At 58.0% G+C, this 20,061-nt stretch carries 16 protein-coding genes; 1 reads left to right on the top strand and 15 read right to left on the bottom strand.

Annotation, left to right across the window (positions count from 1 at the left end; translation table 11 throughout):
* Positions 1–20: 20 nt before the first annotated feature.
* The 11 genes from BLQ24_RS01270 to BLQ24_RS01220 form a co-directional block, all read right to left on the bottom strand.
* Positions 21–1,232: a nitrogenase component 1 gene (locus tag BLQ24_RS01270; protein WP_090161853.1), complete on the bottom strand. Its 1,212-nt coding sequence runs from the start codon at positions 1,230–1,232 to the stop codon at positions 21–23.
* Positions 1,229–2,626: a nitrogenase component 1 gene (locus BLQ24_RS01265; protein ID WP_242869545.1), complete on the bottom strand. Its 1,398-nt coding sequence runs from the start codon at positions 2,624–2,626 to the stop codon at positions 1,229–1,231. The genes BLQ24_RS01270 and BLQ24_RS01265 overlap by 4 nt, the downstream gene beginning before the upstream one ends.
* Positions 2,565–3,341: a nucleotide-binding protein gene (locus BLQ24_RS01260; protein ID WP_090161851.1), complete on the bottom strand. Its 777-nt coding sequence runs from the start codon at positions 3,339–3,341 to the stop codon at positions 2,565–2,567. Before BLQ24_RS01260 ends, BLQ24_RS01265 begins: the two co-directional genes overlap by 62 nt.
* 6 nt (positions 3,342–3,347) lie before the next feature.
* On the bottom strand, positions 3,348–3,602 hold the full coding sequence (locus tag BLQ24_RS01255; protein ID WP_090162001.1) for a TM1266 family iron-only hydrogenase system putative regulator: 255 nt from the start codon (positions 3,600–3,602) through the stop codon (positions 3,348–3,350).
* Between the two features lie 199 nt (positions 3,603–3,801).
* A complete protein-coding gene (hydF, locus tag BLQ24_RS01250; RefSeq protein ID WP_090161849.1) occupies positions 3,802–5,034 on the bottom strand; it encodes a [FeFe] hydrogenase H-cluster maturation GTPase HydF in 1,233 nt (410 codons plus the stop codon).
* The gene (gene hydE / locus BLQ24_RS01245) at positions 5,021–6,169 is read right to left on the bottom strand and encodes a [FeFe] hydrogenase H-cluster radical SAM maturase HydE (protein WP_090161847.1); all 1,149 of its coding nucleotides are present in this window, start codon (positions 6,167–6,169) and stop codon (positions 5,021–5,023) included. Before hydE ends, hydF begins: the two co-directional genes overlap by 14 nt.
* A gap of 314 nt (positions 6,170–6,483) precedes the next feature.
* Complete coding sequence (locus BLQ24_RS01240; protein ID WP_090161845.1) at positions 6,484–8,217, bottom strand: [FeFe] hydrogenase, group A; 1,734 nt, start codon at positions 8,215–8,217, stop codon at positions 6,484–6,486.
* Complete coding sequence (locus tag BLQ24_RS01235) at positions 8,211–10,049, bottom strand: NAD(P)-binding protein (protein ID WP_090161843.1); 1,839 nt, start codon at positions 10,047–10,049, stop codon at positions 8,211–8,213. The genes BLQ24_RS01240 and BLQ24_RS01235 overlap by 7 nt, the downstream gene beginning before the upstream one ends.
* Positions 10,046–10,246, bottom strand: coding sequence for a hypothetical protein (locus tag BLQ24_RS01230; protein ID WP_143004217.1), 201 nt, complete (start codon positions 10,244–10,246; stop codon positions 10,046–10,048). Before BLQ24_RS01230 ends, BLQ24_RS01235 begins: the two co-directional genes overlap by 4 nt.
* 224 nt (positions 10,247–10,470) lie before the next feature.
* Positions 10,471–12,984 (bottom strand): ABC transporter permease, encoded by a 2,514-nt coding sequence (locus BLQ24_RS01225; RefSeq protein ID WP_090161839.1) that lies wholly within the window; start codon positions 12,982–12,984, stop codon positions 10,471–10,473.
* Between the two features lie 12 nt (positions 12,985–12,996).
* Positions 12,997–13,704 carry an ABC transporter ATP-binding protein gene (locus tag BLQ24_RS01220; RefSeq protein ID WP_090161837.1) on the bottom strand — a complete coding sequence of 236 codons (708 nt, stop codon included), beginning with the start codon at positions 13,702–13,704 and terminating at the stop codon, positions 12,997–12,999.
* A gap of 180 nt (positions 13,705–13,884) precedes the next feature.
* On the opposite strand from BLQ24_RS01220, the gene BLQ24_RS01215 reads away from it, so the two are divergent.
* The gene (locus BLQ24_RS01215; protein ID WP_090161835.1) at positions 13,885–14,544 is read left to right on the top strand and encodes a flavin reductase family protein; all 660 of its coding nucleotides are present in this window, start codon (positions 13,885–13,887) and stop codon (positions 14,542–14,544) included.
* A 106-nt stretch (positions 14,545–14,650) separates the two neighbouring features.
* On the opposite strand, the gene BLQ24_RS01210 is transcribed toward BLQ24_RS01215, so the two are convergent.
* The 4 genes from BLQ24_RS01210 to BLQ24_RS01195 all read right to left on the bottom strand — a co-directional run bounded on the left by BLQ24_RS01210 (position 14,651) and on the right by BLQ24_RS01195 (position 20,060).
* Complete coding sequence (locus BLQ24_RS01210) at positions 14,651–16,063, bottom strand: GntP family permease (protein ID WP_090161832.1); 1,413 nt, start codon at positions 16,061–16,063, stop codon at positions 14,651–14,653.
* A 117-nt stretch (positions 16,064–16,180) separates the two neighbouring features.
* Positions 16,181–17,185 (bottom strand): 4-hydroxythreonine-4-phosphate dehydrogenase PdxA, encoded by a 1,005-nt coding sequence (gene pdxA / locus BLQ24_RS01205; RefSeq protein WP_336433253.1) that lies wholly within the window; start codon positions 17,183–17,185, stop codon positions 16,181–16,183.
* 128 nt (positions 17,186–17,313) lie between these two features.
* A complete protein-coding gene (locus BLQ24_RS01200; RefSeq protein ID WP_090161828.1) occupies positions 17,314–18,615 on the bottom strand; it encodes a four-carbon acid sugar kinase family protein in 1,302 nt (433 codons plus the stop codon).
* Between the two features lie 20 nt (positions 18,616–18,635).
* Positions 18,636–20,060 carry a four-carbon acid sugar kinase family protein gene (locus BLQ24_RS01195; RefSeq protein WP_090161827.1) on the bottom strand — a complete coding sequence of 475 codons (1,425 nt, stop codon included), beginning with the start codon at positions 20,058–20,060 and terminating at the stop codon, positions 18,636–18,638.
* Position 20,061 lies beyond the last annotated feature (1 nt).

The following is a 20,061-nucleotide window of genomic DNA, read 5'->3' as shown; positions in this document are numbered from 1 at the left end:
CCCTCGTGCTCCCGCCGCAGTTATTCCTTCGCCGTACGCCATGAGGATACGATCCGGTCCTCTCCGGACTTCATGAACATCTGACCCGACACCGCATAGTGGGGCAGATCAATCCAAAGCCCCGCATAATCGCCCAGAGCCCGCCGGTACAGCGGATCCCCGCAGATGATGCCGAACCTTTTCCCGCCGGCCGCCCGGATCAGTTCGTTCTCCCCCTCCAGATGCAGGTCGCCTTCTTCCGTAAACTTGGGGTCCATCTGAAAGAAACTGCCGATCCGGATTCGTCCTGCCATCTCCGGCAGCAGCCCCCGGAAACGGCGGCGCAGCGCTTCCGCCGCCACCTGCTGATGAAGAATCAGCATTTCCATCGGTCCGTCCCGCCGAATCCGGTCCGCCACCTGCCGGATCTGTTCCTCGGTGATGCCGCCCTCGAAGGGAGCCCCGGTTCCCAGCCGGAAGGGAATGCCGGCTTTCTCCAGCGCCCGGACCGCCGAAAGGCCGGACCAGGAAACCAGCAGATTTTCCTTCACACAGGCTGCATCCATCAGGTCCGCCAGACCGGAATCCATGCCGTAGCAGGCGGCCCGTTCGTACCCTGCCTGCCGGGCCCGTTCCATGATCAGCCGGGCGCTTTCGGTTCCCGGCAGATCCAGAGGTGTAGCCCCCCAGACCCCCAGGTCCGGGGCCGGCGCATCCCCTTTCTCCCGCTGCAGCCTGCGGATGAGCCGGCCGGCGGCGCCTTCCCGGGATCCGGTCCCGTCACTCCGTCCTTCCAGTTCCTCCCGCCCCCGCTTCAGAAGTTTCAGCACCGCTTCGTACGCCTTGCGCTGCCCCGCATCGTAATTTTCCATACCAGTGGTTTCAATATAAATTGTGGGAATCCCCAGCTGTTTCTCCGCCAAACGGGAAATCGCCCCATAATCGGTTGCAATCACCGAGGGAACAGGCGTGCCGATGATGGCGATGAAATACGGGTCCAGATCCGAAGCGGCCCGGCGGATTTTCTCCAGCAGCCGGTCATCCCGCCCCAGAATCGCGTCCATATCCCGGAGTCCGGCGGAATATACGGCGCTGCTCTTCGTAAACCAGCGGGGCTCGTCGAATCCGCAGATGTTGCCGGTGCAGCCGCCGGCATCGGTGATGACGATGATGCCCCCCAGTTCGAACAGAACGGAAACCGCTCCGGACTGGTCCGGAGCCGCCGGGGACAGATAGCGATATAATCCTTTCATGCCAGCACCTCCTCCAGCCCGTTGATGAAATCTGTGAATCCCTTGAATCCGAAGGGTTCCTTCTCGCTGTTCCACTCCAGATTCGGCACACCGGGATAGTATCCGCCGGCGTCCTTCCCCACGGTGATATCCACCGGCGGCGCTTCTTCCGGCCGGTACCAGACCATGGACGGGTCAATGCCGGTGTAGATCCGGGTCTCCGGGCTCCGCCGGGCCAGACGTCCCAGGAACGGGAAATCATCCGGGGTCAGATTGGCGAAAATCGTCGGCACTTCCATGCCCATTTCCGTGAGAGATGCCGCCATTTCATAGGGATTGCCGTTCATGACCTCTCCCACGGCGAAACGGGTTCCCTTCCGGGCCGCCTTGAACCGGTCCCGGGCCGCCTTCGCCGCTTCATAGTACACCTCATCCCGGAATGTCACGCCCACCGCAGCCCCCAGCAGCTGGTACATGTGGTGGATTTTCTCCGGTGCGAACAGCCGCGGAAATTCAATATACGGCATTCCCAGCCGGTTCTGAAGATCCTCCGCCGCAAACCGGGACTCCGGGTGCAGCATCAGGTTGAAATTCGCCCGGCTCATCTCCCGGTACTCGTCCAGAGTATTCATCTCCGCCACCTGGTTCACCCTGCGGATCCCGGCCTGTTTCAGCAGAGCGATGAGATCACTCTCCGGGTCCAGAGCCGAGAAGAATCCCATCAGATTCACCATCCGGGGATCCTTCCTGCCTTCCGCCGGCTCCAGCAGCGAATAGACTGTCTGCCGGATGGCCGCCATCGGCGGTTTCCGCCCTTCCCGTTCCAGAGCGTACATATAACTCGGCACCACCGTCACACCGGTTTTCTCCCGGGCTTCCCGGCAGACCCGTTCCAGATCCGTGCCCAGCAGTGCATCCACACAGGTAATGCAGATCAGCACCACCTTCGGCCGGGGCTTCGCCGTCTCCAGAATTTCCGCCACTGCTTCCGGGATTTTCTTCAGGTGGCGGCCGGTAACCAGATCAGTTTCATCCATTAGCAGATAGAACATCCGGTCTGCATACCCTTCTTCCGCACTGAGAATGGTGGAATTCCTGCCGCAGCATCCCGGGGAAACCAGCAGCATCACCGATTCCGGAATCACCAGCCCCGCCCGTTTCACGCCGAAGCCGATGGCCCCCGGCGAATTATAAAACAGCGTTGCCGGGCTGCTGTAGATCAGATGGCAGTTCGGCACGAACGCCTCCGGAATCCGTTCCGGCCCCCGGGCAGCCAGTTCTCCGGCCGAAATACTGTAAGGTTTTTTTGTCATCGTTTCCGTCTCCATCGGTGTCTGTCTCTCCCCGGGTGAACTAAAACAGTCCTTCTTCCCGGTCCTTCTCTCCGTCTTCCAGCAGTTTCTCCGCCAGCTCATAGAACTTCCGGCTGACCGGGAGGGTCGGGTCCCCCTCGATCACAGTTTTCCCCCCATCCTCATACCGGTTGATGTCGTCAGACCGCGGGATGTCCGCCGCAATGGGAATGCCCCGCTCCTCTGCGAAATCCCGGACTTTCCTTTCTTCCTCCGGCACATTCCTGCGGTTCAGCACAATGCCCCGGACCTTCGCATAACTTCGGTCCTCGAAATTCTTCACGGCGGTATAAATGTTATTCGCCGCATAAAGCGCCATCTTCTCCCCGGAGGTGACGATCAGGATCTCTCCGGCGAACCCTTCCCGGATCGGCACGGCGAACCCGCCGCAGACCACGTCCCCCAGTACGTCGTACAGAACCACATCCGGCTTCTCCCGCTCGAACAGATGCAGGTCATCCAGCAGTTTGAAGGTGGTGATGATTCCTCTTCCCGCACATCCGAGACCGGGGGTCGGCCCCCCGGTCTCGATGCATCTGACCCCGCCGAAGCCGATCTTCATGATCTCCTCCAGCTCCGGATCCCGGTCATATTCTCTCATGTAATTCATGACCGGCGTCACGCCGACGCCGCCCAGCAGGCTGATCGTGGAGTCCGCCTTCGGATCACAGCCGATCTGAATGACCTTCTTCCCCATCGTCGCGAAGGCCGCCGCCAGATTCGACGTCACCGTGGACTTGCCGATCCCGCCTTTTCCGTAAATCGCTATTTTCAGCATCCGCTGTTACTTATCCTTCCTCAGCATTGATTTCACACTGACCGACGGAATCCGTCCCAGACTGCCCGTCAGCGCATTGATCTCATCCGCCGTGCCGTCCACCAGCAGAGAAATAACCGAAACATCCCGTTCCTTGTACGGAATACCCATTCTGGCCACCACAATGCTGCTGGACTCATGAATCACGTCATTTACCCCGTCGGCCTGCTCCAGATCTTCCACAAAAATACCGACAATGCCCAGTCTCTTCTCATCTCCCATAGCTTTCGCTCCTTTCTGAATCAGAAACACAAAAAAATCTTCCTGTCCAGAGGGCAGGAAGACCGGTTCGGCACGCCATTACTTCCTGCTCAGTGTCCGCTTCGCAGTCAGAATATGATTGTTCTATTATACCCTGTTTCCGGGGCATGCACCATGATTTTCCCGGATTTCCGGGACAAAAAAGCACCGGGGAAGCGTTCTATTTCTCCAGCCGCTTCCGCACCGCAGGAAACAAATCCAGGCTCCGCTCCAGGATGCCGTTCATCTTCGCAATGGCCACGCCGTAATTGGTCATCGGCACTCCCTGCTCCGCTGCACGGCGCATTCTGGTATGCATCTCTCGTTCATTCAGCATACAGCCGCCGCAGTGGATCACCAGCTTATAGGGCGTCAGGTCCTCCGGGAATCCGGTGCCGGCGCTGACATCGAACTGAACCGGATGGCCTGTATACTGGTTCAGCAGCCGGGGCAGTTTCTCCGTGCCGATGTCGCCGCACTGGCGGTGATGGGTACAGCCCTCGGAAATCAGCACCTTGTCCTGGGGTTTTAGTTCGTCCAGAACGGCGGCGCCCTCCGTGAGCGGTTCCAGCTCCCCTTTGTAACGGGCCATCAGAATCGAGAACGAAGTCAGCGGGATGCCCTCCGGCAGAACTTCCGCCACCTGCCGGAACGCCTGGGAATCGGTGATCACCATGCGGGGTGGACGGGTTAATTCCACCAGGGTTTCCGCCAGCCGGTCCTCCTGGGTCACAACCGCCACGGCCCGGGCATCCAGCACATCCCGGATCATCATCTGTTCCGGCAGAATCAGCCGTCCCTTCGGCGCAGCCTTGTCAATCGGGATGACCAGAACCACCGCATCCCCCGGTGACAGCAGATCCCGGACCAGAACTTTCTGATTCTCCTGCCCCTGGGCGAAATGGCCGATCCGCTCCTTCAATTCATGGATGTTTCCGCCGGTGACTGCGCTGACACGAACCAGCCGCTCTTCCGGAATATCCGCCGGCGGCTCCTTCAGGCCTCCTTCTCCCCCCTGATCCAGATCCGCCTTGTTCCAGGCAATCAGGTACGGAATCCGCCGTTCCCGGAACATTTCCATGAGTTCCCGGTCGGCGGGGCGGAGGCCTTCGGTGCCGTCCACCACCAGAACCGCCACATCAATGGATCCCAGTACCTTCCGGGTGGCCCGGACCCGTTTCTCTCCCAGCATGCCTTCATCGTCGAATCCCGGGGTATCGATGATCACCACAGGTCCCAGCGGAAGCAGCTCCATGGACTTCTTCACCGGATCCGTGGTGGTACCCTTCACATCGGACACCACCGCCAGATCCTGACCGGTCACGGCGTTGACCACGCTGGATTTTCCCGCATTCCGAAGTCCGAAAAAACCGATATGAATCCGTTCTCCGGACGATACATCATTCAGTCCCATTCTTTCTCCTCGATTCTTCTTCATTCACCTCTTCCCGGGGAGTTCTCCGAAGATCCCCCCGGTCCGTCACCACCCGGCGGCCCACCGTCCGCATCCGCATATCCAGACAGCTGCGGCACTGGGCGGATTCGTCACCCATACAGATCTTGTCATTATACAGTTCGTAATTCCGCCGGACTTCCGTGGGCGACAGGTTCGGCATGACCACATTGGCCCCGGATAGAACCCCCTTCTCCCGTCCCCGGGGATCGATGGTTCCCAGAGCGGTGGTGGCCGGCAGCAGCACGCTTGGCCAGGCCAGACGGATCACCGAAAGCAGGAAGCAGGTCAGCTCCAGCGTGCCCGCCGGCTCATCCCGGAAAGGCGTGTCCCGGTGAGGGATGAACGGGCCGATGCCGCACATTTCCGGCCGGAAGGTTTCGATGAACTTCAGATCCTCCGCCAATTCCCGGGAAGTCTGGAACGGGGAGCCCACCATGAAGCCCGCCCCCACGGCATATCCGATCTCCCGGAGCTCCCGGAGGCAGTTCATCCGGTGGCGGAAGGACATTCTTTCCGGGTGAAGCTTCCTGTAATGACCCTCGTCCGCCGTCTCATGCCGGAGCAGATACCGGTCGGCACCGGCGTCGAACAGTGCCTGGTAGCTGGCTCTCTCCCGCTCTCCGATGGAAAGGGTGATTGCGCATTCCGGATATTCCCGCCGGATCTTCCGGATCAGCGGCACCAGCACTTCGTCGGAGAAATATCCGTCTTCTCCGCCCTGGAGCACGAAGGTCCGGTATCCCAGTTCATAGCCCTCTGCGCAGCAGTCCAGAATCTGCTTCTCTGTGAGCCGGTACCGCTCCACGTTTTCGTTGCTATTCCGGATACCGCAGTAGAGGCAGTCATTTCGGCAGATATTGGTGAATTCAATGAGTCCGCGGACGAAGATTTCATCGCCGTAGATCTGCTCCGTCACCCGGCGGGCCTCCCGGGCCAGCGGGTCCCGGGCATCCTCCCGGTGATCGATCAGATACCGGTACTCTTCCTCTTCCAGGGAATGCTCCCGGATCAGTTTCCCGGTGATCCTCTTCAGTTTCTCTTCCACTTCTTCCCGTTCCTTTCCGCTTTTCAGAATACAGCAGCCAAAAAACATGAACACCCCACCGCAAGAACGATGGGGTCTTCATGTGTCTTAGTTATAGGAGCCTTGCAACGAAAAGTTGCCTGAGCTAATAAATGGATGCCTCTGTTGCAACGTGATTGTTAATGCTTTATCACGTTACCAGTATAATAACAGGACATCCCTCTCCTGTCAATCTGTTTGCACAAAAAGATTTATGAAAAATTGTTATCATTAACAACAATTTCACTGATCGTTCTTTCGTTTTATCTTTGTCCGCTCCGGTACAAAAAACCGCGCGGTACACCTCAGCGTACCACGCAGTCGTTCATGATGCAACGTCGCCGCTATTCTTCGTTCGGCATTTTCCAGCTGTGATGGTCGGTGTGAAGCAGGTGTTCACTGCGCTCAGACAGCGGTTTCCCCAGGAATTTCTCGTAGCAGTCGATAATGCTCGGATTTTCGTGAGAGAAGCGAAGAGACATCTTCCCGTCGATGTCATAAAGAATCTTTCCTCTGGACTCCGCCATTTCCACACCGTCGTGGATCGGCTGTCCGCCGCCGCCCACGCAGCCGCCCGGGCAGGCCATGACTTCCACGAAGTCGTATTCCACGTCGCCCCGCTTCAGAGCCTCCAGCAGCTTCCCGGCGTTGCCCAGTCCGCTGACCACCGCCACCCGAAGCGGCGTTCCGTTCAGATCGAAGGTCTCTTCCTTCCAGCCCTCGATGCCCCGGACATCCCGGAAAGCATCCGGATCCGGATTCTCACCGGTGACCGCATAGTATGCGGTACGCAGCGCCGCCTCCATGACGCCGCCTGTGGCGCCGAAGATCGCACCGGCTCCGCTGCCCAGTCCCAGAGGCATGTCCAGCTTCCGTTCCTTCAGATCGTGCGGATCGATGTGGGTGCTGCGGATCATCCGGTTCATTTCCCGGGTGGTCAGGGCGTAGTCCACGTCCCGGCCCGCATCGGCGTCATTGATGGTCGGAATGGCGCACTCATGCTTCTTGGCGATGCACGGCATGATGGAAACCACACAAAGCTTCGACGGCGGCACGTTCAGCATCTGGGCGTACCATGTCTTCGCAATGGCGCCGAACATCTGCTGCGGAGACTTGGACGTGGAAATCTGATCCACGAACTCCGGATAATGGGCCTTGCAGTAGCGCACCCAGCCCGGACAGCAGGAGGTGAACATCGGGAATTTCTCATGATCCTTGTTTTTCACCCGTTCCAGGAACTCATTCGCCTCTTCCATGATGGTTAGATCGGCGGAGAAATCCGTGTCGAAGATATAATCGAAGCCCACCTGATGCAGGGCGGATGCCAGCCGCTTCATGGATGCGAATTTCGGGGACAGTCCGAATGCTTCTCCCCAGGCAGCCCGGATGGACGGTGCAATCTGCACCACTGTGATGATGTCCGGATCATTGATCGCTTCATAGACCCGGTCGGTGTCATCCCGCTCATGAAGTCCGTTCACCGGGCAGTGGGTGATGCACTGTCCGCACAATGCGCAGTCGGAGTCTTCCAGCCGCAGCGTGCTTCCGGTGTCCACCGTGACCTCGTGTCCCAGATTCACAATGTCCCAGATACGGGAATCCTGTACCTTGTCGCAGAACTGCACACAGCGCATGCACTTGATGCACTTGGAATATTCCCGGATCAGCGGGAATTCCCGGTTTCCGACTTTCGTCGGGATTTTCTTCTCGAAATGAATATGGTGGATGTTCAGATCCTGGGCGATCTTCTGCAGTCCGCAGTTGCCGCTCCTGGTGCAGAGGACGCAGTTGCTGTCATGCTCGGACAGAATCAGCTCCACATTGTTTCTTCTGGCCACACGGACATTCCGATTATTCGTGTGCACCACCATACCCTCCTGCACCGTGGTGCTGCAGGCCGTCATCAGCTTCGTATACCCTTCGATCTCCACCACGCAGACCCGGCAGGCGCCGATCTCGTTCACATCCTTCAGGAAGCAAAGGGTAGGGATATAGATACCGACTTTTTTCGCAGCGTCCAGGATGGACGTTCCTTCCGGTACGGTAACCGGGCGGTTATCAATCGTAAGACTTACCATTTCTCTTCTCTGCCTCCCTTGAATGATCCATAGCCGAAGTGGTCACAGTGCAGGCAGCGTCCCGCTTCCTGACAGGCCTCTTCTTCGGTGAAACCGTATTCCATCAGATCGAAATCGTGGATTCTTTCCGACGGTTCCCGTTCTTTCATGTTGATTCTGCCGCAAGGTTCATGGTCATCCAGCCGGATCGGCGGCAGTTCAACGTCGCAGGTGATCTCGTGATTGTAACCCAGATATTCGTCGATATTGGCCGCCGCCACCTTGCCGGCAGCGATGGCGCGGATAACAGTCGCCGGTCCGGTGACGCAGTCGCCGCCGGCATAGACGCCCTCCATGTCCTTGATCTCACTGGTATCCAGCGCTTCGATCCGTCCGCCCTTCCGGATGGACACGCCGGATTCCTCCGCCAGACGGGTGTAGTCGATTCCCTGTCCGATGGCGACGATGACGATGTCGCAGGCCAGCCGGCGTTCCGGCATATCCGCATCCCGCGGGGACGGCCGTCCGCCCTTAATATCTCCCACGATCTGCGGCTGCACCCACAGTGCCGTCACCTTTCCGTTCTCGTCGGTCTCAACCCGGGTCGGCGCATGAAGTTCCACGATTTCACAGCCGTCCTGCTCTGCACCGATCAGCTCCTCCGGGAGCGCAGTCATATCATTCTTCCTTCTCCTGTAGGCAATCTGCACGCTCTCTGCCCCCAGCCGGACTGCGGAACGGGCTGCGTCCATGGCCACGTTGCCGCCGCCGATGACGACGATGCGCTTTCCGTGGTAATCCGGCTTATCGCCGTCTCCGATCCGCCGGAGGACTTCCACTGCAGAGTAGACGCCTTCCGCATCTTCCCCTTCGATACCCACCTTCCGGCCCACATGAGCGCCGATACAGATATAGATCGCATCGTAGTTCGCCTTCAGGTCCCGTACATCCACATCGCTGCCCACGCTGGTGTTGGTATGCACCTTGATGCCGGCAGACAAAATCGCATCGATTTCCTTATCCAGCACTTCCCGCGGCAGACGGTAGTTCGGAATGCCGTACCGGAGCATACCGCCCAGCTGCTTCCGCTGTTCGTAAATCGTGACGGAATGGCCCATTCTCGCCAGATAATAGGCGGCACTCAGGCCTCCCGGGCCGCCGCCGATAATGACGACCTTCTTCCCGGTCGGCTCTGCGCAGACCGGCTTCGGAATCTCTCCCTCGTGATCCACGGCATACCGCTTCAGCGCCCGGATATTGATCGGGTCATCCACCAGTGTGCGCCGGCAGCGGGTTTCACACGGATGCTCGCAGATGTATCCGCAGACCGAAGGCAGCGGGTTGTCCTTCCGGATGAGGTTGGCGGCATCCTGGTAACGTCCTTCTCTGACCAGAGAAATATATCCCGGCACATCCACGTGGGCAGGGCACAGGGAAACGCAAGGAACCGGCTCCTTCTTCACGATGGAACATCTTCCATGCTGAATATGTTCAATATAATCATCCCGGAATCCTTTCAGTCCGGTCAGCACCATGCGGGCCGCTTCAAATCCGATGGCACAATCTGAAGAAAAATAGATTCCTTCCGCTGTCTTCTCGATGACGTCCAGGGTTTCCATGGTGCCGTTCCCGTCCAGAATCTTCTGGATCTCCTCTTCCAGACGGACCAGTCCCACACGGCACGGGACACACTTTCCGCAGGACTGGGAACGACAGATGTGCAGGAAGGATACAGAAAGGTCAATCGGGCAGATTCCCGGCTGGCTGGCCTGGATCCGACGCTCCACGTCCTTGTATAATCCTTCCACCGTCTTCTGAGCTTCATCTTTCGTATAGATACTGAGTCTGCTCATTTCTCCTCCTTGATCACGATTTCAGTTTTCGATTCCGCATGCTTCTGCACCGTCTCCGGCAGAAAGAATTCCATCGTAAGCGCTGCGGCATCCGTCCGGTTTCCTGCCCGAAAGAAGGACGGAACCGGACCGGCGCTGCAGCAGTGCGTTACGAAAGCACTTCGGAAATCACCCACAATTTTCCTGAATAGCCCCATTCAGTTGACACCTATTATACCACCTACCTGAATATTTTCAATTCTCTAACAGTGTATACATAACAAGGTTTTGTATATTTTTTGCTTTTTCAAACCAAATTATATGATATTTTCTTAACAATTTCGTCGCTGCAGGTCAATTTCGCCGGGCAGGAAAAAAGGCGGACCCGCAGGTCCGCTCAGTAATAATACGCTAAATTGTTAACCTGCCCGGTAGGTTTTCTCTACTCCGCCGCCTTCAGAGATTCCGCCATCGGAATCGTCCCGATATGACGCCGCATCACCCGGCTGACCAGCACCGCAAACAGAACAGTGATGCCCCAGGCCAGCAGATAGGATACCGGCCGGATCACATCCGGAAAGGTCATGTTGTCGATCAGAATCCGTCCCATGACGAACGCCTTCAGCCAGCGTCCCGGCACAAGCCCCAGACCGCCGCCGATCACCGCCATCAGAACATTCTCCCGCAGCACATACGACGCCGTCTCCCGGGGCGTGAATCCCAGCACCCGGACCGTGGCAATTTCCCGTTTCCGTTCCGCCAGATTGATGTTCGTCAGATTGTAGATTACGATGAAGGCAAGCCCGGCACTGAATGCCACAATCAGCCAGATCAGATAGTTCAGGCAGGAAACCCCCTGGTACACACTTCTGCGGACCGGCGCCGCAGCGGAAACCGACAGGACTCCCGGGATCTTCGTGATCTGCTGCGCCAGTTTCTCCGGATCTCCGCCTTCCGACCGCACGAATACCCCGTTCGGTTTTCCCTTCCCGAACAGCCGGTCCGCCGTCCGGGGCGTCACGAAAACATAATTCCCCACATAATTGTCGAATGTCTTCCCGCCCCGAAGCGTGCGTTTTCTCCCGCTCTGGGTCTCACATGCCACAGTCTCCCCCGGCCGGATCTCCAGTTTCTCGGCAAGGCGGGCGCCGGCCAGCATGCTCCCGTCTTTCGGCAGCAGGACTGTCCGGCCGTCCCGGCTCAGTTTCCAGTACTTCTTCAGCTCCCCGGCATCCCCGGACCGGACCGAAAACACCTGCACATTCTGCATGCTTCCTTTCTGTGTCCGAAACTCCGCCACTTCCGACCGCACCGGAAGCAGAGAGGAAGACCCCTTCTTCCGTATCTCTTTCTTCACCCGGTTCAGATCCCCGGGATCCGCCGACACCATCAGGTCATACCGCTGCACACGGTCAAACTGCCATGAATCCAGGTGAATCATGGAGTCCCGGACGCCGAAACCCAGCAGAAGCAGGGCCGAGCAGCAGGCGATTCCCAGAATCATCATCAGCAGACGGGATCGGTACCGGAACATGTTGCGGACCGACACCTTCTGGAGGAAGGTGAGCCGCCGCCACAGCGGCGCAGCCCGCTCCAGAAGCACCCGCTTTCCGGCTTTCGGCGCCTTCGGCCGCATGAGAGAAGCCGGCACCTCCCCCAGTTCCCGGGCGCAGGAAACCCAGGCGGTGAGCAGGATACACGCCTCGCTGACCAGAAATGTCAGAGCGGCCAGTTCCGGCGGGAAGACATAGGGGATCGGCGCAAAATCATACAGCACGCTGTATGCCTGCCAGAATATCTTCGGAAAAAAGTATGTCCCGGGCAGGAACCCGGCGCACCAGCCCAGGAACGCCGCACTGCCCGCATAGAGGAGATACTTCGCCATAATGGACCGGCGGCCGTACCCCAGCGCCTTCATGGTGCCGATCTGGGTCCTTTCCTCTTCCACCATCCGGGTGATGGTGGTGGCCGACACCAGCATGGCAATCAGCAGAAAAAAGACTGGAAAGACCCCCGCAATCCCGTCAATGATCGATGTGTCACTGCGGAAACTCACATACCCGTTGTTCTCCGACCGGGTCAGCAGCCGGGTCACCGGCTTCCGGATCCCGGCTTTCTCCGCAAACTCCGCCTGCTGCTTCCGTGGCAGTTCCGGCACCCCGGCCCGGACCGCCGCTGCCCGTCCGGCCTCCTTCACCATCTTCCGGTACCGGTCCTCCGCCAGACGCTCCAGGTTCTTCCGCACCGTTCCCTTGTACTTCCGTGACACCCTTTCACCGGCCGCCGTGTAGGCGGTCTCCTGCTCCCGCAGCGTCAGGCTCACCTCCGTGTACGCCGGCATGCGAAAATCCTCCGCCGGGATGTATACATATCCCGCCAGCGTTCCGTTCCCCAGCGCCGATGCGCCCCGCACATCATTCAGATAGAGCGGGGAATCCGACAGTCCCACGATCCGGAAGGAACGGGTCCGGAACTGACGCCGGATGCCCCGTCGGTTCTCCTTCCCGATGCGGATCCTCTTCCCCAGATCCGCCTTCGTGAATGCCTCGTCATCCGCCAGACATTCCCCGGACTTCCGGGGCATCCTGCCGGCTTTCAGAGACGGTTTGCTGACATACTTCGGGAGGGACAAAAAAAACCAGGCATCCGTCCGCCCGCCAGTTTCCGCCAGCGCATCCAGGGTGTATCCCCCCTCCGCCCGAAGGACGAACGGCTTTCCATTCTGTCTCTGACTTTCCAGCGCCCGGACATCCGCCCCGTTGAAGCCCAGGCTGGAATACAGGCGATAGTCATAGAAATGCTGGCTGCGGAGATAATCTGCGCAGGCCCTGCCCATGGCCTCCTTCACCACCTTCAGTCCGGCGAAAAAAGCCGTGCCCAGAGCCACGATCAGGAGCAGAGCAATATACCTGCCCAGGAATGTCTGTATACTTCTGACGGTCAGTTTTCGGATCATATGCGCCTCCGTCTACCACTCTATTTTCTCCACCGGCACCGGGTCCTGATTTCTCTCATCACTTTCGATCTGGCCCGAGCGGATCCGGATGACCCTGTCAGCAGCCCGGGCAATTGCCTGGTTGTGCGTGATGACCAGGGTGGTTGTGCCGTCTTTTCGGCCCAGGTCATACAGCATCTGCAGCACCGCCTTCCCGGTCCGGTAGTCCAGTGCACCGGTGGGTTCGTCACAGAGCAGCAGTTTCGGATTCTTGGCAAGCGCCCGGGCGATGGCAACCCGCTGCTGCTCACCACCGGACAGCTGGGCCGGGAAATTATCTCTGCGTTCCGAAAGACCCACCAGTTCCAGCGCCCGGTCTGCCGGCACCGGATCGGGACACAGCATGGCAGCCATCTCCACATTCTCCAATGCTGTCAGGTTCGGAATCAGGTTATAGAACTGGAAGACGAATCCCACGTCATACCGCCGGTACTGCACCATCTCTTTCTCATTCATAGCGGAGATTTCCCGGCCGTCCAGCCAGATCTTCCCCTCCGTGATCCGGTCCATGCCCCCCAGCATATTCAGCAGTGTTGTTTTCCCGGCGCCGGAAGCCCCCAGAATCACCGTGAACTCCCCTTTCTCCACGCCGAAGCTCACATCCCGGAGCGCATCCACCCGGGCGCCGCCGGTCAGGTAGGTCTTCCATACATGTTCGAATGTGATATAACTTCTGTTCATGGTGCCGTCCTTCCCGGAAAGGATCTCTGCAGAAATCCTCTCCTGTTTCTTTCTGGATACATACAGTCTACCATACCCGGCCCGCCCCCGCCACCGGAACCGGGCAGTCTGGTCACTCTCCGGTGTACGGAAGGGACCCGGCTGTGGTAAGATAAGGATGACAGAGAAAGGAGCATCCTCATGGAGAAGAATCCGTCATACAAGAGAAAGAAAACATCCCGGCCGAAGAAAGCAGTGTCCCCCCGCCGGAATGTCCTCCAAAAACCCCATCACAAGGTTCCGTTCCCGAAGCCGGGCAACATGGTCTATCCGGCCCCGGCGGTGCTGGTCACCTGCATGGACCCGGTGACACGGGAACCCAACGTGTTCACGGCAGGATGGGCAGCAAACGTCTGTACCAATCCGCCCATGGTTTCCGTCAGCATCCGGAAGGAACGGTATTCCTACGACATGATCCGGAAATCCGGCGAATTCACCATCAACCTGACCACGAAGGATCTGGCCCGGGCTGCCGACTACTGCGGCGTCCGTTCCGGCCGCACGACCAATAAATTTCAGGACATGGGCCTCACCATCGATCCCGGCCTTTCCATTCAGGCCCCCAGCATCCGGGAGTCTCCGGTGAGCATCGAATGCCGGGTCAGCCAGATCATTCCCCTGGGTTCCCACGACATGTTCCTGGGGGAAGTGAAGGCCGTGCTGGTAGACGAGCACTACATGGATGAGAAAGAGACGTTCCACCTGGAAGACGCGGATCTTCTCTCTTACGTCCATGGAAATTACTATACACTGGGAAAGAATGTGGGCCACTTCGGCTGGTCCATCCGGAAGAAGAAATGAAAACAGCCACGATGTGAATCGCTGTCATGAAAACAGCCATGCGGGGGCGCTGCCCCTGCACGGCTGTTTTCTTTCGCTGGAAAAGCGGTCTTTTCGTATTTCGTTATTACTTCATGATGAAGCTCAGGATGATAACCTCGATGACGCCGATGGCCCATGCGATGGTGGAGTTCACAGACCAGATTCTCAGCTGATCCTTGGCTTCCGCAACCCCCAGTGTCCGGTTGACAACCCAGAAATAGGAGTCGTTGAAATAACCGAAGAACAGGGAGCCGACGCAGCAGGCCACGCAGCCCAGCAGCGGGCTTGTGCCGGCAGCCAGCAGGATCGGAGCGGAGATGGATGCCGCAGTGGTCATGGCCACAGTGCCGGAACCCTGAATGAAACGCATCGCCGTGGAAATCACCAGCGGCAGGAGAATCATCGGGATGGCAGCCTTCGCCATACCGTCAGCCATGTAGTTGCCCAGGCCGGAATCCTTGATGATCTGACCCAGCGCACCACCGCCGCCGGTAACCAGCATGATGATGCCGGCGCCCTGCATTCCCTTTTCGATTTCCGCCAGGCAGGTCGTTCTGTCCAGTCTTCTGCCCAGTGTGAAGATGGCCACAACCAGACCCAGACCCACCGCAACGATCGGCTGACCCAGGAAGATCAGAACCTGCATGAAGCCGGTGGTCTTTCCGAGTGCGGTAGCAACCGTGTTGATGAGGATCAGCAGGATCGGCAGAATCAGCGGCATGAAGGATTCCAGCGCACCCGGAACACCTTCCATGTCCATATTGAATGCCGCTTCATAATCTGGCTCGCACTTCTCCACTACCTTCACCGTTCCGTCGGACTGCTGTACCCAAGGGTACTTCCGGCCCAGGGACTTCGCATAGGCGATGCAGGCGATGGTCATCGGAATAGCCAGAACCAGGGTCAGCAGGATGAACTTGCCCACATCCACACCGAAGATACCACAGACGCCCAACGGACCCGGTGTCGGCGGAACCAGGGAGTGGGTGATGACCAGACCGGAGGCCAGGGAAACACCCAGTGCGATGACGGACTTCTTCGTCGTTTCCGACAGCGCCTTCGCAATCGGAGCCAGTACCAGGAATCCCGAGTCGCAGAAAATCGGGATCGATACCATGAATCCAGTGAAGGCGAGCGCATACTCTTCCTTTCCTTTGCCGAAAATCCGCAGGAAAGTGTACGCCATCCGCTTCGCCGCCCCGGTGACCTCGAAAATCTGACCCATCATGACGCCGAAGCCGATGATGATGCCGATGCTGCCCAGCGTACCGCCGAAGCCGGATGTGATGGAATTGACGATACCGAAAGGTTTCTCGACCCCGTCAACCTTGATCATAATCGTCGTGAGCGGCATTCCGCCGATCACACCGACCACCACCGTGGAGATAATCAGCGCCAGAAACGCCTGGATTTTCGTCTTCAGAACCATGAAAATCAGAAGAACGATACCGACAGCGAGTCCGAGAAGCATCTGATTACCGCTTAAACCGTTAACCATAATTCCCTCTCTTTCCTTATTCAGGTTTAGATTAATGATGAAAAAAATGCCGTTTTGGCTATAACCGCCGGGGCGGGAAACTGCGCATATTCTCCCGCTCCGGATGTCATACAATTGTTATTTCGTGAAGAACGGTGCGTACTTCGCCGCCAGACGGATCGCCTCGATCATGCTGACCGCACTGACGATGTTCTTCCCGGCGATATCGAAGGCTGTGCCGTGGTCCACCGAAGTCCGGAGAATCGGCATGCCGTTAGTGATGGCGATGGTCTTCTCGAAGTCCAGGGTCTTCGTGGCAATATGCCCCTGGTCATGATACAGGGACAAAACGCTGTTGAACTTTCCGGTCGCACACTGGTGGAATACGGAATCCGCACTCACCGGGCCCACCACATCGTAGCCCATCTTCTGCAGCTCTTCCACCGCCGGTGCGATCTCCTTCACTTCCTCGTCTCCGAACAGTCCGTGCTCGCCGGAATGCGGATTCAGGCCGGCCACCGCCATGGTGCCGCCCTCCACGCCCAGTCTCCGGAGCGCTTCTGTGCAGCGTTTCACGTAATCGATGATCCGGTCCTTCTTGATCATATCCAGCATCACCCGCAGGGACACGTGACGGGTCAGGAAGAAGACGCGCATGCCGTTGGTTTCGAACATGGTCAGCGGATCTTCCGTTCCGGTCAGGGCGCCGAAGATCTCCGTGTGGCCGATGTAGTGAATATCCGCCGCATGAAGCGCTTCCTTATTGATCGGGGTCGTCGCCACGGCGTCCGCTTTCCGGTCCATCGCCAGCTGAATACTCTTCTCGATATACTGGTATGCCGCTCTGCCGCACATCGGACTCACCACGCCGAAGGCGAATTCCTTCTGGTCGATATTTCCCAGATCAATCAGATTCAGCACGCCTTCCCGGTAATTCCCCTGCTCCGGTTCTTCCACCACATTCACCTTCAGATCAGCGCCGCAGATCTTCACGGCATTCTCCATGACCTGACGGTCGCCGATGACAATGCAGTCCGCTGTATCCTTCAGCTCTCCGGACGCCAGGGATTTCACAACAATTTCCGGGCCGACACCGGCAGGATCACCGATCGGCACCGCAATCAAAGGCTTTTTCATGTCTATCTTCCTTCCTACTCTGCACCGCACAACCGGCGGGCAGAGTTCACCGCTTTAATTTGCTAACTTTTAAGATACCGTAAATTTCGAAGAATGTAAAGAGTCCGTCCCCGGCGGACGGACTCTGCCGGACGCTAAATGTACAGCTTCTCCTTCAGGTATGTGATACAGCGGTTGATCGCATCGGATTTTCCCTGGCTGCCGCCCTTCGTGATGATCTGCAGTCCCTCGAATTCCCCTTTCAGGAAACTGCCGTAGGCCGCCAGAGGCAGAACCTCGTCCAGCAGCTTCAGCCCCGCCGTACCGAAGCGCTCACAGACGCTGACCGTGATGTCTCCGCCGCCGGTATACAGCCCCTTGAACAGCGGGTCTGCAGAAAAGATACTGTAGGCGATCTCCGCGAATCCGGAATTGATTACTCCGGTCAGTTCATCCAGCGTCATGCCGTACCGTCTCTGGTACGGTTCGAAATCGATCCGGTTCTCCGGGTAGATGCCGTCCCCGGTCACTGTGCAGATCTGGTTCCGGTCGCTGCTGGCCTGAATATCTGCCACCACCCGGCGGATTTCCTCCTCCCGGGTCTCTTCATCCAGCAGTTTCCTCGTTTCCACGAAACAATTGTGGGTCCGCTGGGACAGCCACAATTCCTCCATCTGGACCTTCGCCATCGGATGCACGCTGCCCATCACCACCAGAATCTTACTCTTTCCCTTCGTCTCGAACGGTTTGATCAGCTTCCGGGCCATGGTCGCCGTCATGACGCCGGAGTCCACGATCACCGCCTTCTGCCGGCTGGTGATCACCGCATCTGCGATCAGATCCAGATCTTCCTGGGTCACGGCATCCAGAGACAGAATCCGGCAGCCAGCGGAAATCATCTCATTCATCACACCGGCCAGATGGTGTTTCCCATTCATCATATTATCCATCCGGATGGTGCCGACCCGGTATTTCGTCTGCTTCTCCAGCACCTCTGTCACGTTGGAGGTCTTCACCGGCGTCTTCGGATCCACCGCAATGCCGGACTTGTGCAGAGGAATCCCGTCCACCAGCATGTATCCGCCGATGACGACCCGGGATGTGGCCGGGAAAGTCGGCACCACAATGGCCACATAATCCTTCCCCAGGCTGTCCAGCACCGCATCCGTCTCCGCTCCCAGGTTCCCCCGGAGAGTGCTGTCAATCCGATGGGAATACAGCTTCACATCCTCCTTCTTCAGCAGCTCCGTCGCCCGGTAAACCCGGTCGTATGCTTCTTCCGGCGAGATGCCCCGGCTGTCCGTCGGATAGATCACGCAGTCACATCCGTCGATGAGCGCCGGTTCCACTGCGTCCTTGTTCAGAATCGTATATACACTGTAATCCATCTTCGTCAGGAGCACGCCTGTGGCGTTTCCCCCCGTCAGATCGTCAGCGATGACGACACACTGTGCCATGTTCTTTCCTTTCTCCGTCCCTATTTCTTCAGCAATACTTCCACGGCTTCTCTGAGGGTGGTGATTTCACCCACATTCCCCGGGAAAATGACATACGGCGTCTTCGGGAACCGGCTTTCCTCGCCGGTCTGCCATACCGGAATTCCCGGCTCGATCTGCCCCAGCACATTCGCTTTCCTGACCGCCAGCGCCTTCGTTCCCACATCGCTGGAGGTAATTCCCCCCTTGGCGATGACGAACGCCGGCGTCACTTCCAGTCTGCCCACCAGGGACTGTACCGCATCGGAAATCCGCACGGACAGACGCAGCTCATCTTCCTTGTCTCCGGTATCCGCCGTGATCAGCGCACGGGTGGTGAAGCAGCAGACCGTCTTTCCGGAACGGATCGCTTCATTCTCCAGGGCAAGGCACCGGTCCACCTCTGCGGCAAACTTCGATTCGTCCTTCACCAGTGTGGCGTCCAGCTCAATGAACTGAATATCCTTCAGCTTCTTCAGCTCTTCCACCTGCTTCGTTGTCTTCTCCGTGTGGGATCCGACGACGATGATGCCGCCGTTTTCCGTCTCCTGCACCACCATCTGCTTCCGGGTCAGAAGCGGCTGATCGGAGACGCCGCCCATCACCTTCACAATGGATGCGGCGGTGCGGAACAGGAAGACCTTTCCTGCCTTCATGGCGCGATAAAGCGCGATGCAGAAGACCTTCAGATCCGGGTAATCCACCGCATTCACAATGACCTTGTTGAAGTCCTTCACCGCCATCAGCTGAGCCTGGATCTTGTCGATATTCATATCATGGATGTCTTCGTTGGAAATGCAGACCACATCCTCCGCCTTGAATGCGCCCTTCGTCTTCTCTTCAATGTATTCCGGGAAGGTGGGTGCGGTGTACCCGAAGGTCTTGTCTCTGGCGAATTCCGTTTCGTTGGCCGGCACCAGCTCCTCGCCGTATTTCACATAGTGCACGTTATTTACGGTGAAGCGGCCGCCCTCCTTGAAGAAAGGACACATGATTTCCCCGTCCACAGTCTTTCCGGTGTTCTTCTCGTAATCCTCCTTCAGAATCTTCGTTTCCAGCGGGAAGTGGCCCCGGAGCGTGGAATCGCTGCGGCTGATGAAGATATAGTCTTTTCCGCATTCCTTCGCCACTTCGTCACAGACTGCCGCAATCTCGTGATGCGCTTTCCGGGTCTGTTCCTCGGTGAATCCCCGGGAATTGGTCAGAACATAGAACAGGTTGTTCTCCTCTTCAAATCCCTGCCGGATGCTTTCCTTCTCCCAGTTCGTATATACAGAAATGTCGTGCACCGTCTGCACACCGGTCGGGTCGTCGTCCAGTACAACGATCTTCGTCCGGTTTCCGGCGATTTCCTTCTGCAGAAGTTCGTCCATTTTCGGTTCATCAATGGGCTTGAAACGATTCAGAATATCAATGCTTACTGCCATG

It is taken from the genome of Eubacterium pyruvativorans (assembly GCF_900102225.1).
In the GTDB taxonomy this organism is placed as follows: Bacteria; Bacillota; Clostridia; order Peptostreptococcales; family Anaerovoracaceae; genus Aminicella; species Aminicella pyruvativorans.
Note: the sequence above shows the minus strand (reverse complement) of the source record. Positions and strands in the feature narration are given on the sequence as shown.

Coding starts and splice junctions, on each gene's coding strand:
- hydE (WP_090161847.1), bottom strand. CDS start 6,169: ATGTTTTTTGGCTGCTGTATTCTGAAAAGCGGAAAGGAACGGGAAGAA.
- BLQ24_RS01195 (WP_090161827.1), bottom strand. CDS start 20,060: ATGGCAGTAAGCATTGATATTCTGAATCGTTTCAAGCCCATTGATGAA.
- BLQ24_RS01235 (WP_090161843.1), bottom strand. CDS start 10,049: ATGAGCAGACTCAGTATCTATACGAAAGATGAAGCTCAGAAGACGGTG.
- BLQ24_RS01240 (WP_090161845.1), bottom strand. CDS start 8,217: ATGGTAAGTCTTACGATTGATAACCGCCCGGTTACCGTACCGGAAGGA.
- BLQ24_RS01265 (WP_242869545.1), bottom strand. CDS start 2,626: ATGAGCTGGCGGAGAAACTGCTGGAAGACGGAGAGAAGGACCGGGAAG.
- BLQ24_RS01220 (WP_090161837.1), bottom strand. CDS start 13,704: ATGAACAGAAGTTATATCACATTCGAACATGTATGGAAGACCTACCTG.
- BLQ24_RS01255 (WP_090162001.1), bottom strand. CDS start 3,602: ATGGGAGATGAGAAGAGACTGGGCATTGTCGGTATTTTTGTGGAAGAT.
- BLQ24_RS01210 (WP_090161832.1), bottom strand. CDS start 16,063: ATGGTTAACGGTTTAAGCGGTAATCAGATGCTTCTCGGACTCGCTGTC.
- BLQ24_RS01260 (WP_090161851.1), bottom strand. CDS start 3,341: ATGCTGAAAATAGCGATTTACGGAAAAGGCGGGATCGGCAAGTCCACG.
- BLQ24_RS01230 (WP_143004217.1), bottom strand. CDS start 10,246: ATGGGGCTATTCAGGAAAATTGTGGGTGATTTCCGAAGTGCTTTCGTA.
- BLQ24_RS01225 (WP_090161839.1), bottom strand. CDS start 12,984: ATGATCCGAAAACTGACCGTCAGAAGTATACAGACATTCCTGGGCAGG.
- hydF (WP_090161849.1), bottom strand. CDS start 5,034: ATGGGACTGAATGATGTATCGTCCGGAGAACGGATTCATATCGGTTTT.
- BLQ24_RS01215 (WP_090161835.1), top strand. CDS start 13,885: ATGGAGAAGAATCCGTCATACAAGAGAAAGAAAACATCCCGGCCGAAG.
- BLQ24_RS01270 (WP_090161853.1), bottom strand. CDS start 1,232: ATGAAAGGATTATATCGCTATCTGTCCCCGGCGGCTCCGGACCAGTCC.
- BLQ24_RS01200 (WP_090161828.1), bottom strand. CDS start 18,615: ATGGCACAGTGTGTCGTCATCGCTGACGATCTGACGGGGGGAAACGCC.